The organism is Pedobacter sp. PF22-3, assembly GCF_026239555.1.
In the GTDB taxonomy this organism is placed as follows: Bacteria; Bacteroidota; Bacteroidia; order Sphingobacteriales; family Sphingobacteriaceae; genus Pedobacter.
In genome coordinates, this window is sequence record NZ_JAPIVP010000007.1 from 36,528 (window position 1) to 53,169 (window position 16,642).

Here is a 16,642-nt window from a genome sequence, read left to right on the forward strand (position 1 = left end):
GATGGTACTGGATTCCTTTCCCTCATCCATCTTACATCTTACATCTCACATCTTACATGTTACTTCACCTCAAACGGCAACTTTTCTCCTTTTAAACCAGCCAAAACATTTTTAACAATAATCTGCGCCATGGCTGCCCTGGTTTCTTCGGTAGCCGAGCCAATATGTGGTAAAATGGCAACGTTTTCCATAGCCAACAAAGGATTATTTTTATCCATCGGTTCCGGGTTGGTTACATCCAAACCTGCTCCCCATATTATTTTCTCTTCTAAAGCTTTTATTAAATCCTTTTCGTTATGAATACCACCCCTGGCCGTATTAATAAAAATGGAATTGGATTTCATTTGCTTAAAAACATCTAGTGTAAATTTATCTTTCGTTTCTGACGTTAGTGCTGTATGGACAGAGATTACATCGCTTTGTGCCAAAAGTTCTTCAAAGGAAACATATTTTGCACCGATTTCTTTTTCGGCTTCTTCATTCCGCGAGCGGTTGTGGTATATTACGTCCATTTGGTAGGCCGCAGCACATTTTTTGGCCATTTCCAAACCAATTTTGCCCAAGCCAAAGATGCCGAGGGTTTTGCCATTTACTTCAATTCCGAGTTCTGGCGAGGGCTCGTAGTTTTTCCACTCTCCCTGAATGATTTTTTTATGTGAGAAAAAAGCCTTTCGCGATACAGCCAACATCAATAAAAAAGCGGTATCAGCAGTTGCTGCGCTCAAAACGCCTGGTGTATTGCCAATTGGGATATTTAATTTTTTAGCGGTGTCTAAATCAACCTGGTCGAAACCTACTGAATGTAGCGCAATAACCTTTAAGTGGCTACAGGCATTTAAAAATGCGGCATTCAACTTATTGGGGCCAACGCTAACCAAAGCATCCTGATCTTTACAGGCCTCAATCAGCTCTTCTGCCGTAATCTGCCTGTTTTCTTCCCATTGGGTAATGGTAATATTATTTTCTTCCAGTTGCTTTAAACCAACCGGAGCAATGGTTCCGCTGATAAATACTTTCATATTCATTTAACAGTTAAATCTGATCAGGAGTTTTGATTAAGCTTATTTTACCGTAGTTGTAAGTACCTGATAAGTGTTTGCACTGAAATAGCCCAAGGCATTATTGGTAATGTTTGATGTAGGATTGGCCGGTGTGGTACCCTGGTTAGGCCCGCGGTCTGACTGCTGACTTAATGCATACCAATAATTAAAAATGTTGCTATCAACACATTCCATTTCAATCCTAACTTTATCGTTTGTATTCAGCTCATCACTATCATGATCGTTATTGGGTTTGAAGAAGAGCTGAACCCTTAAATCGTTTCCATTGGTTAACCTGTCGTTGTTAGCATAATAGCGTCGCGACAGCACATCATTTACATACAAGTTAAAATGGTAGAAATTAACTTCATTAACCGGGTCTTTTAAAAAAGCTGCTGCTGTTTTGCGCTCGCGGCCAAAAAAATTATTTTTAATGATCCCGATAGAATCCATTTTAACCACATTGGGCATTTTAGAACTCGCGGTATAGTTTTGTCCTTCAACAGTAGCATTTAAGTTATAGGTAACCCCTGGCTCTCCTTTCATGCGGTTAATATAAGTCCCAGGCTTAGTTCCCTCTTTAAATACAAACGTATTGCCTTTGCTATCGGTTACGGTAACCGTAGCACCTGATACTTTCGGGAAAACATTTTCCTCGGTATAACCTATCGTTTTGCTGATTTTAATTTCCTGATCTATCAACTGGTTATTAATAATCCCTTCAATAACTACCTGTGGATCGGCATTTTCCGTATCGATGGAAATAATTTTCTTGCATGAAGAAAAGCACAGTGTAAATAAGGCAAAATATATCGTTAGTTTTTTCATGGTATTAAAATTTAAAATCCCAGGTAACAGACGGAATAAGTCCAAAAAGCGAGGTTTGCTGTGCGGCAGTTTTATTCGGGTTTTGTGGATCGGTAATAAACTCTATAGAGTAAGGATTTTTTCTGGCCAGCACATTATAAATACCAAAATTCCAGCTCGATTGGTATTTGCCTTTTTTCTTACCTGCTAACGTTGCACTTACATCTAAACGCATGTTGTAAGGCATACGGCCTGCATTACGCTCGGTATAATAATAGGCCGGCTGCCCGCCAACCGTATATTTTCCTGCCGGATAGGTAACTGCATTACCCGTGCTGTAAATAAAGCTTGATGAAAATGTCCATCTTGAGGTCATGTTATAAATACCAACTAATGAAATGTCGTGTGTACGGTCTTGCCTGGCCGGAAAATATTTACCATTGTTCAACTCTGTAAATTTACGTTCGGTACGCGATAAGGTATATCCTATCCAGCCGTTCAGTTTGCCAAATTTCTTTTTAAAAAACAGTTCCATCCCATAAGCGCGGCCTATGCCGTAAATCAGTTCAGATTCTACATTCGAATTGGCCAGCAATTGGGCAGCATTCTTATAATCGATCTGGTTTTGCAGCCACTTATAATAAATTTCAGCAGAGAGCTCGTAAGTATTCTCTTTCATGTTTTTAAAATAACCCAGTGCCACCTGATCGGCAATTTCTGGTTTGATGTTATTGCTGCTCAACACATACTGATCGGTTGGCGAGCTAGATGTGGCATTGGTTAAAATATGAACATTCTGCGTATTGCGGTTGTACGATGCTTTAATTGAGTTTTGTTCATTAAGTAGGTAACTCACTGAAAAGCGGGGTTCCAGGTTCAAATAGTTTTTATAAAATTTGCCTTTGGCCACATTTTCTGTTGAGGTAATTTCGCCTGCGGCATTGTAGGTATTAAAATTACCAGGCCCCATTAAAGAAAAAGCAGCCAGCCTCATGCCATATAAAAAGTTGAGGTGCTCATTTACATTCCATTCGTCAGAAATATAAGCAGCAGATTCTATTCCATACCTACGCTCTTGCGAAAGCGAATTCACCTGCGAAGAAGCATCGCTATCAATATCAATCGGCGAAATGCGGTGCTGGGTAGCATTTAGCCCAAATCTCAGAATATGTTTGTTACTGAAATACTGAAAATCTTCTTTAAAATTAAAATCGCGAACCAGCGAGGTGGCCTTAAAATTAGTCGCATCGTTGAGCAAACGAACCGTATAATTGTAGTTATTGTAAATTAACGAAGTATTGGAAAATAAGCGGTCGTTAAAAATATGATTTAAACGGATAGTCGTGGTTACGTTGCCCCAGTTGTTTTCAAACAAATCTTTCACTCCAATATTATCCTTTCCAAAATAGCCTGAAATATAGATGGTATTTTTATCGTTAATTTTATAATTCGCCTTTGCGTTGATATCATAAAAATTCAGTGTGCTTCCATTCACCGACGAATCTGGCGAAGCCCTTAAGAACAGATCAATATAGGTTCTGCGGAAACTTACCATAAAGGAGCCTCTATCTTTTACAATAGGACCTTCTGCTTTTAAACGCGAGGCAATTAAACCAATGCCACCCTGAAATTTAAATTCTTTATTGTTTCCATCATCCATTTTAACATCTAAAACAGATGATAAGCGACCGCCATATTGCGATGGCATGCCCCCTTTATACAAACTTACATCCTTAATTGCATCGGCATTAAATGTGGAGAAAAAGCCCAGGAGATGCGAAGAGTTATAAACCACAGCCTCATCTAAAATGATTAAATTCTGATCGGCAGCACCACCGCGTACATAGAAACCCGTATTTCCCTCGCCACCCGATTTTACGCCTGGCAACAATTGGATTGTTTTTAAAATATCCCTTTCGCCAAGCAATACGGGAATAGAATTGAGCGTTTTCATATCAATCCTTTCCAAACCCATTTGCGCGCTTTTAACATTGTCATTTTTACGGTTATTGGCGCTCACCTTTACTTCGTCCAAATCGTTTGCACTTCTTAATTCTTCATTTAACTTGGTATCTTTTGTTAAATTGATGGTTTTAACAATGGGTGTATAACCAGTATAACTTACCGCCACGGTATAAGTACCTTCAGCCTGTGTTAAAGCAAAGTATCCATAATTATTGGTTAAGGTTGCTGCAGTAGATGCTCCGGTAATCCTTACCGTGGCGCCAATCAAGGTTTCGCCGGTACCTGCATCGCGGATAGTGCCACTCAGGGTAAATTTCTTTTGAGCAAAAATAGAGTTGGAGAGAAAAAGGAGGGAAAATAAAGCTAAGTAGTGTTTTATGAGCATATCGGCTACTATCTAATTTTTACGGTAGAAACCAAATGTACGAAATCCAACTTCTATTATTGGATAATGGAGGATTTCTTAACGCAATTTTGGCTTTTACTTATTAATAACGGGATAAATTGCAATATGGTGTGAACGTAAAAGGTACGGGCTCAAATGATCTTTACCTGCCTGCTGAAAAGTAATCAATTTTGAAGGCTCTTTAGGCATATGACAATCGATACAGTTTGTGCTGAGCGATCCCTTTGCTAAAGTAATTTCACTGTGCTTTGTACTTTGGTGACAGCTGATACAGCGTTGTGAGTAAATTTTTAAATTACCTTTAATATTTTCGTGTGTATTGTGGCACGATTGGCAAGTCATATTTTGGCTTTTCCGATAACAATTGCTTCCCATTAACATGTTGGTTTGGTTACCATGTACATCTGGGTTACCACCACCAAAACCCACAAAATCCTGTGCGTAATAATCATCTAAATTATCGCCGGGTGTGAAACCAAAAACCGACTTCTGGGCAACCAAGGTATTTCCGGAGTGGCATACTCCGCAGGCATCCATCTTTTGTTTACGGCTTAATGTTTTATAAATGGTGATGAACCTGGCAGTTTTCTCTGCTGGATTTTCGAGGTGAAAAACCGCATGTTGACGGCCTGGCCCATGGCAGCGCTCACAATCAATGCCATAAAGCAAGGCACCACGCTCCATTTCCTCATCAGTGGTAATGCCCGAAGTTTGAGTTACTTTTATATCTACGTATGAAGCATGGCATTCTAAACAACGGCTTCCAATGGGCCGGTCGTAATAAAAGGTTTGTTTGGTAAAACCCGGACTAATGGCCCAATTACGGATCTCGGAGAAATAGGAAAGTGGCAACTCGTACAGCTTTTTTCCTTTCCAATAGGCATAGGTGTAAGCCTTTTCTCCAGAACCAAATACCATATCAAACTTTTCGGCGCGTACCTCTTTCCCATCTACGTAAGCGACCTGAAAAACACCGCCACTCCTTTTCTCAATAACCACTTTTTGGTGGATGTCGAAGTTAAAGGCATTGGAATCGGAAGCAAAAACCTTTAACAGTTCCTGGTCGTATACAGGTTTAGAGGTTAAACCATGCGCGTTATGTGCAAAAGATTGCTTAATCTCCTGATGGCACTTTATGCAGGTGGCAGGTCCGGTATAAGATTCGCCCCTAATGTCTTTTGGTAACGCATCGGCCGCATTCATGCATCTGGAGAGGATAATGATAACGATTGTTATCGCTCCTAAAATAACCAGAATCCGCTTTATACCTTTCAAAATAATTTTTTACCTTTTATTTTACAAACTGAATATAACTAAAATTATAACCACCATTAGCGGCCAGTACCCTGATTTTTTGCCACCCAACCTTTAACGGTACATTTTTGATTTCGAAAGTGGTAAACTTTTTCATGTTACCGGAATTTGGAACCACTACTTCGCTGGCAATGGTTTTACCGTCAATTAAAATAGTAATCCGCCCGCTAGCCTGATCAGCTGCCGAATTAATTTTTAAAGTATAGTTGCCTTTTTGTGCCACCTTAACGGTGTATTGCAACCACTCTCCTTTTTCGATATGGTTTACATAATATTTTTCGTACTGAAGCGAATCTTTGGCAATATCTACACCATCATTGCGGTAAATCATGCCGCGGTTTCCGGCCGTCCGCTTATTGGTTACGGTATGGTAATCGGCAGTATCATTATCGAAATAGGCAAATCCGTTTCTCCCCAAATCATAATCAACTGCGTAAATAATGCTTTTATTCTGAATTAGATTAGCTTTAAAAGGTTTGGTTTCATTGCTAAAAGGCTGACGGATCATCGCATCAATTACATCGCGGTGAATGATGATATTTTCTAACCTCGAATAAATGGCCAGCTCCATCAGGCCGCTATATACATTGCTATCTTTAGGTTTATTGCCGCCATGGTTCAGGTATTTAACCAGTTCATCGTAATTGGGGTTCGATTTAATTTCCATAGGGTTATTGACACCCATTTTCTTTAAAGGCCACCATGACCAGCCAATATTATTCTTTTCTAAAAGCTGGATAGCATCGGTAAACCAAACATTGGAGTTTTCGCCAGTTTCGCCCAGCCAAACCGGTACATTTTGTTCATTACGGGCTTTGATGATATGCTCTATCGAAGCCTGATCATTATAATTCCAGTATTTATGAAAACTTAAGGCCATGTTTTTATCCCACAGCGGGAAAATACCATTGTAGTTATTACCCCAGCCGTTACCTTCAATAATGATGAGGTGGTGCTGATCTACCTCACGGATGGCTTTAGTAATGTCAACCATCAGTTTTCTTAAGGGAGCGTTTACCTTTTCTTTGGTGCCGTTTTTATCATCTTCGGGATTACTGAAACCATAATTAGGTTCATTTATAATATCATAAGCGCAAATATAGGGCTCATTTTTATAACGTTCGGCCAGTTTTCGCCATAGGGCGATGGTTTTCTCCTGATTGGCTTCGCTATCCCATAGGTAAGGTTTCGATGGATCGCGATCGGCAATGTTTAAATCGTTACCCTGGCCTCCGGGTGCGGCATGTAAATCTAAAATGAGATACATTTTATTGGCCTTACACCAGTTGAGCAGACTATCAGTTAAGGCAAAGCCTTTTTCGAGCCAGGTATTTTTACCCGCTACAGGTTCCTGATCAACCGGCAGCGTATACAAGTTATAATGCATGGGTAGGCGGATGGAGTTAAAACCCCAGCGTTTCATGGAGTCAACATCAATTTTACGCATATGGTTGGCCAGCCATGCATCGTAAAATTCCTGTGTTTGCTTCGGCCCCATCAGGTCTGCAATCCTTTCGCGGATGCGGTATTGCTGTGCCTCTTTATTAATTTTAAGCATATAGCCTTCCTGTAACATCCAGCCACCTAAACCAATGCCGCGCAACAATACGTTCTGGCCTTGCCCATCAACAATTTTTGTGCCCGATGCTTTTAAAAAACCCTGACCAAAACCGGCAAACGAAATGCTACTGAACAGAAAAACAGATAAGAGTGATTTTTTTAAAAACATAGTTAAAATGATTGAAAATTACCAGATATAAGTAGCTACTGCACCCTTATCGAGTACAGCAGCAAAGGTTTTGCCCTTTAGGCTAATGTTAAACGCAGCAGCTGTTTTGCACGTATTGGCCACAATAAGTACATACTTTCCATCGGGGGTTTTAAACGCAACATTGGCCAAACCAGCTGGCTCATTAGAAGCAACGCGTACCGAGCCCGGCCTTACAAATTTCGAAGCATGGGCTATAGAGAAATAGGCCAGGTTACGGCTGTAATGATCGCCATCAATTGTAACTGCCCCCTGGCACATGGAGCAACCTCCCCTATCGGTATAAGGTTTATTTTCCGGATCTGCAGCAAGGTTCCACTCCAATACATTTTTGGCCCAGTTACGTGTGGCGCCGATAATTAAACGTGTTACGGGATTTATAATATCAATGGTTGTGGCATCAGGCTGTTCTACCACCATTTGCTCGGAGAAATAAATATTTTTATCAGGATGGGCATTGTGTACATCAGTTAAAGCTTCAATCTTACCGCCATAGAGATGAAAGGCAGATCCATCAATATATTTTTTGGCTTCCGGATCATCTAAAATACTGATCGGATAATCGGGCCGATCGGCATTATGGTCGTAAATAATAATTTTGGTTTTAATATTGGCTTTTGCAAAAGCAGGGCCTAAAAACCGCTTTACAAAAAGTGCCTGATCTGGTGCCACCATTAATAAACTGGGATTATTGCCCGGATGTAAAGGTTCGTTTTGCACCGTGATGGCATCAACAGAGATCCCCTCCTTTTTCATTTCCTGTACATAACGCACAAAATATTTGGCATAAGCTGCATAGTATGCTGGTTTAAGCATCCCTCCCCGGGCATCATATGTTGTTTTCATCCATAAGGGAGGAGACCATGGAGAACCCATTATTTTAATTTTGGGATTAATGGCCAGGATCTCCTTCATTACCGGAATAACATCTGCCTTATCCGGGCCTAAATCAAATTTAGCTTGTTCCAAATCGGTTTGTCCTTCGGGAAGGTCGTTATAAGAAAATACTTTTTCATTTAAATCAGAAGCGCCAATGCTTAGTCTGATGTAACTTACTCCAATGTTATTACCATTGGTTGCAAAAAGTTCGTTAAGCAATGCTGCCCTTGCCTGCGCCGACATTTTAATAATATGCTGCGCACTACCACCCGTTAAGGCATAGCCAAAACCATCTATACTTTGAAACGTTTTTTTATCGTTTATGATGATTACAGGGTGTTTGGTTTTTGGTGCAGACTCCTTTAAACCTGTTGCCTGTCGGGTAAATAAGGCTGTACGATCGGCTTTGGTTAACCACACCTGTGGTTGGCTTTGCGCCATAGCCGAGAAAGTAAAAGCACAACCCATTAAGAGTCCAATGGACTTGTTAACTAGCATATAAGGGAAATAATCAGATAAAAAACAGGAAGAAAGACTTAGCTCTCTCCCTGTAACAATTAAACTTTAAGGATATATATACTCGACTTTATTTAGTGCCACCCCATTCTTTACTTTGTACAATTTTGGTGTTGTTTAACTCCGCTTGGGGGATAGGCAAAGTTTCATTTTTATTTGCCTGAAAACCTTTAAAGGCCAGTTTAGTAGGCGCTAGTCCCCATCTCACCAAATCAAACCATCTTTGGCCTTCAGCTACCAGCTCCAGACGTCTTTCTTTCATGATATTATCCATCGTTACCTCCACAGGATTTAAGCCCACCCGGGCTCTTACAGCATTAAAGAAAATATATGCTCTGGAACCTGCACCAACAGCTGCACCGCTTCTCAACAAGGCTTCGGCTTCCATTAAGTAGGTATCAGCTAAACGGATTTCATACATATTCTGACCAAAGTTTAATTCCAACTGGCCAACAGCAGCTTTGGTAGAAACCCTGCCAGCATATTTTTCAACAAAATATCCGGTATTATCATTAGCATGTTTATAGGTTACAATACCTGCTTTTTCCAAACTATCTAAATTGGCAACCGTAGGTTTGTTACGCGGATCGTAATGGATTAAATCAAATAATTCTTTGGTTATTGGCATCACACTCCAACCCGACACATAATCTGGTGCTTGCGCGGCAATTACAGGCACATAGTTACGTGGCCCTACCAAAATGCCCATCACATTACCTTCACGGCTGCCAACGTTACTCCAGCCCATGTTAGAGGTAGTATTGTAACTAAGTTCTAAAATAGACTCTGAATTGAATTTATTTTTCCAGTTCCATAAATCGGCAAATTTTGGCAATAATTTATAGCCATAGGTACTTGCACCAGGAGCTGTACCATTAACCTCGGCAAACTCTGCTGCTGCCAGGGCCCATTTTTCCTGCCATAAATAAACCTTACCTAAAACTGCATGTGCTGCACCTTGATTTAAGCGCCCTGCATCTGCAGTAGGGATTGTTACCGGAAGAGCCGATAACGACTCCTTTAAATCTTGTTCTATCTGTTTGTATACATCAGCCGGAGCAACCTGCGTAACATCGAACATACCAGAAGGCTCTATGGGTGCTAAGATTAGGGGTATATTTTTGAAAATACGTACCAAGTCAAAATAAAATATAGCCCTCAATGCTTTAGCTTCGGCAATATACCTTGCCTTGGTTGAAGCATCCATGCTAATGCCATCTATTTTTTTCAGTAGCACATTTGCGCGGTAAACACCGGTAAAGCCTTTACTCCACAAATAACTTGGGGCACCCGATAAAGAGTTCACTGTATAATTATTCATTGCTTGCATATCTCCCAAATCTGATGGAGAATCGGCACCAGCGTAATGATCATCTGATGCGGAGCAGAATAAATTAAGTTTTGTAAGGTAACCGCTAGATTGGTTACCCAATTGATCATAAACCGCTACCAAACCCGTAAATGCCTGTTGCTGATTTTGGTAATAATTTGTCTCCAATATGCGTTCGCGCGGATTTACCTCCAGCTGTTTTTGACAAGAAACGATAAGCTGTGAAGCGGTTAAAAGGGCTGCAATAGCTAAAATATTCTTTTTCATTTTTAATTTTTTTTTAGAATCCAACATTTAAACCTACCATAAACGAACGTGCCTGCGGATAAACTCCCCGGTCTACACCCAATACAGTTCCACCGATTTCAGGATCGTAACCTGTATATTTTGTAATGGTCCACAGGTTTTCGCTCATTAGATAAACCCTAACTTTTTGTGCGCCGATTTTTTTGATCACATCATTTGGAAGATTATAACCTACCTGAAGGGTTTTTAAACGGAAGTAATCACCTTTTTCTAGATAATTTTTAGAGAATTTGGTATAGTTTCCATTAAGATCCTTATCTGCAACACGAGGAATATCGGTTGAGGTGTTGGTTGGTGTCCACCTGTCAAGAATTGATTGTTGCCAGTTTCCGTAAGTTACATCTAAACGTCTCAATCCCTGGAAAATCATATTTCCGCCTACACCATTTCCAAACGCAACAAAATCAAAGTTTTTATAAGCCAGGTTAATGGTAATACCATAGGTATATTTTGGAAGCGGACTGCCTAAATAGGTACGGTCGCTACCATTTATTGTTTCATTTCCGTCTAAGTTGGCAAATTTAACATCTCCAGGTTTTGCAGAAGGTTGCAATATAGTGCCTCCCGGACCTCTGTAAGCATTAATTTCTGCTTGCGACTGGAAAATGCCCAGCGCTTCATAACCATAAAATTCATTAAATGCACGTCCAAGTCCGGTACGGGTAAAGTTGCCCATTCCCTGAAAGCTTTGTGCGTTATCTTCAATAAATTCTCTTCCTGGCAATAGTTTGGTTACTTTATTTTTCAAGGTCGAGATATTGGCATTAATACCTAAATTAAGTTCTCCAATTTTTTTTCTGTAACCCAATTCGAATTCTATACCGGTATTCTGCATATCGCCAACATTTTCTGCGGCACCACCTGCTGCACCTAAATAAAGTGGAATAGATGGGGTTTGCAATACGCCAATGGTTTTCTTTTTGAAGTAAGAAGCACTCAGGCTAAAATCATTAAATAAGGTTGCATCTAAACCGATATCTGTTTGGTGGGTTTCTTCCCATTTCAAATCAGGATTTGATAAGGCAGCCGGACTCCATCCAATGGTACTTACATCGGTAGTACCAAAAGTATAGTTACGTCCGCTATTAACTAATGATATGTAACTGAAATCGCCAATGGCGTCATTTCCTGTAATACCATAACTACCACGTAATTTTAAGAAGTTAACAACCTTGTTTTCTTTCCAGAAAGCTTCTTTTGTAGGTACCCAGCCAATTGATGCTGAAGGGAAATAACCAAAGCGGTTGTTGGTACCAAAGCGTGAAGAACCATCACGACGGATAATACCCGTAAATAGATATTTTTCATCGTAATCATAAGTTACACGTGTAAATAAAGAGTTAACAACGTGCAAGGTAGCATCACTACCATCACCCTGGATATCGGCAGTTGCCGGCTTATAGTTTAAATTGGCCTGATAAAAATCCTGGGCAATAATATTGTTAAACCTTACATTTAAACCGCGGTTATTGTTGTCCATATAATATCCCTGACCCAAAATAGCATAGGCATGGTGCTTACCAAAACTTTTAGAATAGCTGATGGTATTCTCCCAGTTGTAATTTAGGGTCATGTTCATCTCGCGATAGAAGTTAGTCTTCGAATTCGTATTTGCGGGACTTAACCAGTATAACGGGGTATAAGATTCAGAACCATAAAAGGCAAGTTTAGTCCCTAATGACGACCTGAATTTTAAATTTTCAATAGGCTCAATTTCTAAGAAAGCATTACCAACAATGTTATGATCCCAACCATAGTTACCTAATCTGGTTTGATTATACGCTAAAGGATTACTCATTTCCTGACCAACAGGGCCAGATATACCGTAAGGAAATCCTGTTGCAGGATCTCTTATGATATTGGCTATGGTATAAGGAGATTTGTTAATAAGGTTTGGATCTGTTTGAATAACCGGGGTTATCGGATCTAAATGAATAGCCGAACTTAAAGGGCCACCAAACTCGCTATTGGTATTACCTAAAGACTTGTTAACCGAATGGCTGTAACCTAAATTCTCGCCAAAGCTTATCCACTTAGCCGGCTTAAATGTAGAATTAAGACGGATGTTTGCGCGGTTAAAACTGGAAATAGGTGTTGATACAATACCATCCTGATCGATATAACCAAAGGAAGTATAAAAGGTAGATTTGTTGGTTCCGCCTGAAACGCTGAACTCATGGGTCTGTCTGCGGGCGTCGTTATTAAAAACAACGGATTGCCAATCAGTACCTTCTCCATAAGCAGATGGATTTGCATAAGGCAATGTAAAAGTGCCGTCGGTTGCTGCATTATAACTGTTAGCATACGCTTCATTCCTGATCGTAGCATATTGAGTGGCATTTAACAGTTTTAACTTTTTAGCAGGTGCCTGTGTACCATAAAATCCATTGTAATTAATAGATAATCTTCCTTCTCTACCTTTCTTGGTAGACACAATAATTACACCGTTTGCCGCTCTGGCACCATAAATGGCCTGCGAAGCTGCATCTTTTAAAACCTCAATAGATTCAATATCTGATTGGTTTAAATAACCAATACCACCATTATCTACAATTACACCGTCAACAACCCAAAGCGGATCGTTATTGCCTGAAGATGCAAAAGAGGTAAAACCCCTTACCCGAACTGTCGAAGCAGATCCAGGTTGTCCATTACCACTGGCAATTGTTAAACCAGATGTTCTTCCCTGTAAGGCTTGCTCTACCCTGTTAATTGGCATCGATTCCAGATCTTTCGCTTTTACGCTGGAAATAGATCCCGTTACGAGCGCTTTTTTCTGCGTACCGTAACCCACCACAACCACCTCGGATAAATCTTTTGAGTTGGCAGACAGCGATACATTAATACGGCCATCAGCCGGAACAGTTATCGTTTGTGTGGTCATACCGATTAAGCTGATGTTTAATTTTCCGCCTACCGGTGCCTGAATGCTGAAAACACCATTGGCATCAGTAGATGCAGCTTTAGTTGTACCCTCCAGCCGAACGGTTACACCTGGCAACGGACTACCATTTTGTTCTGTTACTTTTCCTGTAACAGAAATGTCTTGTGCCAATAACACCAATGGGAATGCCAGGATACTGTAAATGAAGAATACGAATGTAAATCTTCTTCTCATAGAAATTACTTTTAAGTTAATGAATTTGGTTAGTTCATGACAGTCTTACTGGTTGCTGTTCATGAATCAAATCTAGGTACGTGCATCACAATAGCAGAATTTAACCCTACTACACGAACCATACAACAGCCTCTGAAATGAATAAATAACAGAAATTTTAGGCCTACATAAGCCCTACACGTTTATAACAAACAACTGTATTACAGGTATTTATACATTTTAATCAAAAATAACCGCTTTTGTAACAAAAAAATGGTTTTACAGCATTTTCTGCCGTGCTATTTCAATCAGAAACTCGTACAGATTGGTCTCGGGTTTCAGTTGAAGTTTTTTTCTAAGACGATAACGCCCTACCTCAATCGCTTTAATTGTCACGTTCATCAGCTGGGCCATTTCTTTTGAAGAAAGGTTCATAGATAGATAGGCGCAAAATTTCAGATCATTCTGGCTTAGGTCTGGATAAAGATCCTTTAGCCGGGTAAAGAATTCGGTGTTTACATGATTAAAGTGCACGCTCATGTGGTCTAGCTCCTGGTCTTTCTTTTCTACATCCTTAATCAGTCTGATCAGGTGCCTGAAACTTGGCGAACTCTCGTTAAGGTCGTGGTTTTTAATTACTGCCGATATCACTTCCTTAATTTTGGCCAAAACCTTACCCCGCTGCACCAGGTGCATGGTCATGGTAGAAAGTTCTTTATTCTTATAATTCACATCGGCTTCAAGCTTTTCATTCTGCAGCCGCACAATTTCTTTTTCATTTCGATCGAGCTCCAGCTGGTGCAGGTAACTCATGCGCTCTTGCTCTTTAATGTGTTTATTTTTTTGCCACCTGATAATTAACCTAAGGGCCATTACAATTAAAATGAGGTAAAAAATTCGCATCCAAATGGTATTGTACCAGGCTGGCAGCACCACAAAAGTATAACTTACCACTTCTGATTCGTTACTGATACCGATACTTGCCTTCACATTAAACGTATATTTTCCGGCGGGTAAATTGGTATAATCTTTTTCGCTTTTTGTGCCCCATGCAGACCATTCGCTATCAAAGCCAGCAAGCTGATAACTGAATTTGATGTTTTTATCATGCTCAAAAAGTGTAGAGGCGTATTCGAAATGGATCGAATTTAGGCTATTTACATATTCAGGTATTTCACTCAAATCCTGTTTAGGCACAATTTTCCCCTTATTCACAAAATAGCCCCCAAACACTAGGCTATCTTTATTGCCCATTAATTTAACGGTACCCAATACCACATTTGGCCGGGTTATATTCTGAATGTATTTTTTGTAATTGATATGGTAAGCTCCTTTATTGGCCCCAATAAATATATTTTGGCTATCAGGCGTATATATCGATTCGAAACCACCAACCACTTTTCCATTCAGCTCGGGCAGGTATAAAATACTGAACGGATTTTTTCCGCTGGGCCTATGGAAATCGATAACGCCCACCTTTTTATTGGTTATAAACCAGATATTACCATCATTATCTTCTTTGAGGTATTGAATGGGAATACCAGTAAGGGCTGAACCAAATAACTTAAAACGGGTAAACTTTTTGCTCGCGGCATTATATTCAAAAACCCCGCTTGTAGTGGCAATGACTACCCTGTTTTTAATATGAAACACATAGTTATAAAGCTTGGTTGGTAAACCATCCCGATCAGAGAATAAAGTAGTACGCAGAATACTTTTATGATCGGGGTTGAGTTCTATTTTATATACGCCGTGGTAAGGATGTGAAGCCCAGATTAGATCAGGGTTATTGTTATCCACGACAATAAAGCGCAGGGTTTCGTTAATGCCGGCAATTTTACCACCATTTATAAAGCGGCTTCCATCGTAAGTGAGTTCCTGCAGTCCGGCATAAGTACCGGCTATTACCTCTTTGCTCGGATAAACATTATCTATGGGTTGGTACATCCAGGTACCAATTGAGCTATACAGTGGGGTAGCAACATTTTCTTTCACCAGCAGGGTTCCATCTTCATGTGCCATCAGTAGCTGACCGTTAATTTCATCCAGTCCCCATACCTGCCCTTTACTATTTTTCACCTCCTCGAAATTGGCGGGAGAATAGCTTAAATCGGGCATTGAAGTATTAATTTTGGCATGGTACAAACCATTAGAGGTACCAATATAAATCGATTTGCCGTATTTGCGGAAAGCGTAACTGGTAATCTGCTTATTGCGATCGGGGGAAATACTTTTAACTGCACTGTTAATGGCCACGTAAGCAATTCCATCATCAAGGGCCAGCCACATATTCTTATCCTTATCCAGTAATATGCCCCTAACGTTATTGTTCTGTAACCCCTCTTTATAGTTGTATTTCTGCACCAAATCGCCCTTTTTATTCATGATATACACCCCACCTGAAGTGGTGGCCACACCGTATAAATCCGGACTGATCTGGGTTGCAAAATAAATCCGCTCATTTAAAAAAACCTGATTTAAACTGCTAATTAAAGGTTTTAGTTGATGGTTAATAATTAAAAACAATCCTTTTTTTAACATCGAAACCAATAACGTATCGCCACTGTAGGGCAGCACAGCGGTAATGCCTGAGCGGTTTAAAATACTATCCTTGCAAAATGGTTTCCACATGCCATGATCGTAAATCATGAGTCCCGAATCAGACGACTGCGAAAAAATCTTATCCTTTACAGCCCCCATAAATAGCCAGCTCGTACTCGTTTTATAACTTTTAATTACCCCGTCTTTATAATGCAGAATAGCATGTATCGACCTAAAAAATACCTCATCCCGAACAACTGAAACACCCCAGATATCTGCGAGTTTCCGCATATTTTCGGGCAATAGATTTAGCAGCGAGGTATATTTTAAAACACCCTGTGCATTTGGATAGAAATAGCCAAACTCATCTTGCCCACCTACATAAATACGGTTTTTAGAATCGATCCCCACCGAACGCACGGAGGTAAAGTTGGGTAACTTGAACAGGTTCCAGTAGCGGCCGTTAAAAGTAAGCAGCCCCTCATTATTACCAAAATATAGGATGCCATTTTTATCCTGCTCCACATCCCAATTCTGGATACCGCCATTATATTGTTCGTTATTGTAGTTTACCACCTGTGGGATTCCCAAAAGCACCTGGGCCTGGGCACAATAAGCAGTCAAAAAGAATAATATAGCGGGTAGAAGTCTCTTCATTTGGTTAGGAAAGGGT

At 40.2% G+C, this 16,642-nt stretch carries 9 protein-coding genes; all 9 read right to left on the bottom strand.

The genetic code is table 11. The features are described from left to right. Positions 1 to 59: 59 nt before the first annotated feature. The 9 genes from OQX63_RS10820 to OQX63_RS10860 all read right to left on the bottom strand — a co-directional run bounded on the left by OQX63_RS10820 (position 60) and on the right by OQX63_RS10860 (position 16,626). Positions 60 to 1,019 (bottom strand): 2-hydroxyacid dehydrogenase, encoded by a 960-nt coding sequence (locus OQX63_RS10820; RefSeq protein ID WP_265850888.1) that lies wholly within the window; start codon positions 1,017 to 1,019, stop codon positions 60 to 62. 42 nt (positions 1,020 to 1,061) lie between these two features. Further along, on the bottom strand, positions 1,062 to 1,868 hold the full coding sequence (locus OQX63_RS10825; RefSeq protein ID WP_265850889.1) for a DUF4249 domain-containing protein: 807 nt from the start codon (positions 1,866 to 1,868) through the stop codon (positions 1,062 to 1,064). A 4-nt stretch (positions 1,869 to 1,872) separates the two neighbouring features. Continuing rightward, positions 1,873 to 4,197, bottom strand: coding sequence for a TonB-dependent receptor (locus OQX63_RS10830; protein WP_265850890.1), 2,325 nt, complete (start codon positions 4,195 to 4,197; stop codon positions 1,873 to 1,875). Between the two features lie 96 nt (positions 4,198 to 4,293). Then, positions 4,294 to 5,493, bottom strand: a complete 1,200-nt coding sequence (locus OQX63_RS10835) for a multiheme c-type cytochrome (protein WP_265850891.1) — start codon at positions 5,491 to 5,493, stop codon at positions 4,294 to 4,296. A 16-nt stretch (positions 5,494 to 5,509) separates the two neighbouring features. Beyond that, positions 5,510 to 7,261, bottom strand: coding sequence for a cellulase family glycosylhydrolase (locus tag OQX63_RS10840; protein ID WP_265850892.1), 1,752 nt, complete (start codon positions 7,259 to 7,261; stop codon positions 5,510 to 5,512). 18 nt (positions 7,262 to 7,279) lie between these two features. Next, on the bottom strand, positions 7,280 to 8,677 hold the full coding sequence (locus OQX63_RS10845) for a glycoside hydrolase family 30 protein (RefSeq protein WP_265850893.1): 1,398 nt from the start codon (positions 8,675 to 8,677) through the stop codon (positions 7,280 to 7,282). A gap of 88 nt (positions 8,678 to 8,765) precedes the next feature. Continuing rightward, entirely contained in the window at positions 8,766 to 10,292 is a 1,527-nt protein-coding gene (locus OQX63_RS10850) for a RagB/SusD family nutrient uptake outer membrane protein (protein ID WP_265850894.1), read from the bottom strand. Between the two features lie 13 nt (positions 10,293 to 10,305). Continuing rightward, positions 10,306 to 13,449, bottom strand: a complete 3,144-nt coding sequence (locus OQX63_RS10855; RefSeq protein ID WP_265850895.1) for a SusC/RagA family TonB-linked outer membrane protein — start codon at positions 13,447 to 13,449, stop codon at positions 10,306 to 10,308. A gap of 258 nt (positions 13,450 to 13,707) precedes the next feature. Beyond that, on the bottom strand, positions 13,708 to 16,626 hold the full coding sequence (locus OQX63_RS10860) for a ligand-binding sensor domain-containing protein (protein ID WP_265850896.1): 2,919 nt from the start codon (positions 16,624 to 16,626) through the stop codon (positions 13,708 to 13,710). Positions 16,627 to 16,642: the final 16 nt, after the last annotated feature.

Bases quoted from the DNA above. Each gene is read 5' to 3' on its own strand.
- OQX63_RS10820 (WP_265850888.1), bottom strand. From the start codon at position 1,019: ATGAAAGTATTTATCAGCGGAACCATTGCTCCGGTTGGTTTAAAGCAA.
- OQX63_RS10825 (WP_265850889.1), bottom strand. From the start codon at position 1,868: ATGAAAAAACTAACGATATATTTTGCCTTATTTACACTGTGCTTTTCT.
- OQX63_RS10830 (WP_265850890.1), bottom strand. From the start codon at position 4,197: ATGCTCATAAAACACTACTTAGCTTTATTTTCCCTCCTTTTTCTCTCC.
- OQX63_RS10840 (WP_265850892.1), bottom strand. From the start codon at position 7,261: ATGTTTTTAAAAAAATCACTCTTATCTGTTTTTCTGTTCAGTAGCATT.
- OQX63_RS10845 (WP_265850893.1), bottom strand. From the start codon at position 8,677: ATGCTAGTTAACAAGTCCATTGGACTCTTAATGGGTTGTGCTTTTACT.
- OQX63_RS10850 (WP_265850894.1), bottom strand. From the start codon at position 10,292: ATGAAAAAGAATATTTTAGCTATTGCAGCCCTTTTAACCGCTTCACAG.
- OQX63_RS10855 (WP_265850895.1), bottom strand. From the start codon at position 13,449: ATGAGAAGAAGATTTACATTCGTATTCTTCATTTACAGTATCCTGGCA.
- OQX63_RS10860 (WP_265850896.1), bottom strand. From the start codon at position 16,626: ATGAAGAGACTTCTACCCGCTATATTATTCTTTTTGACTGCTTATTGT.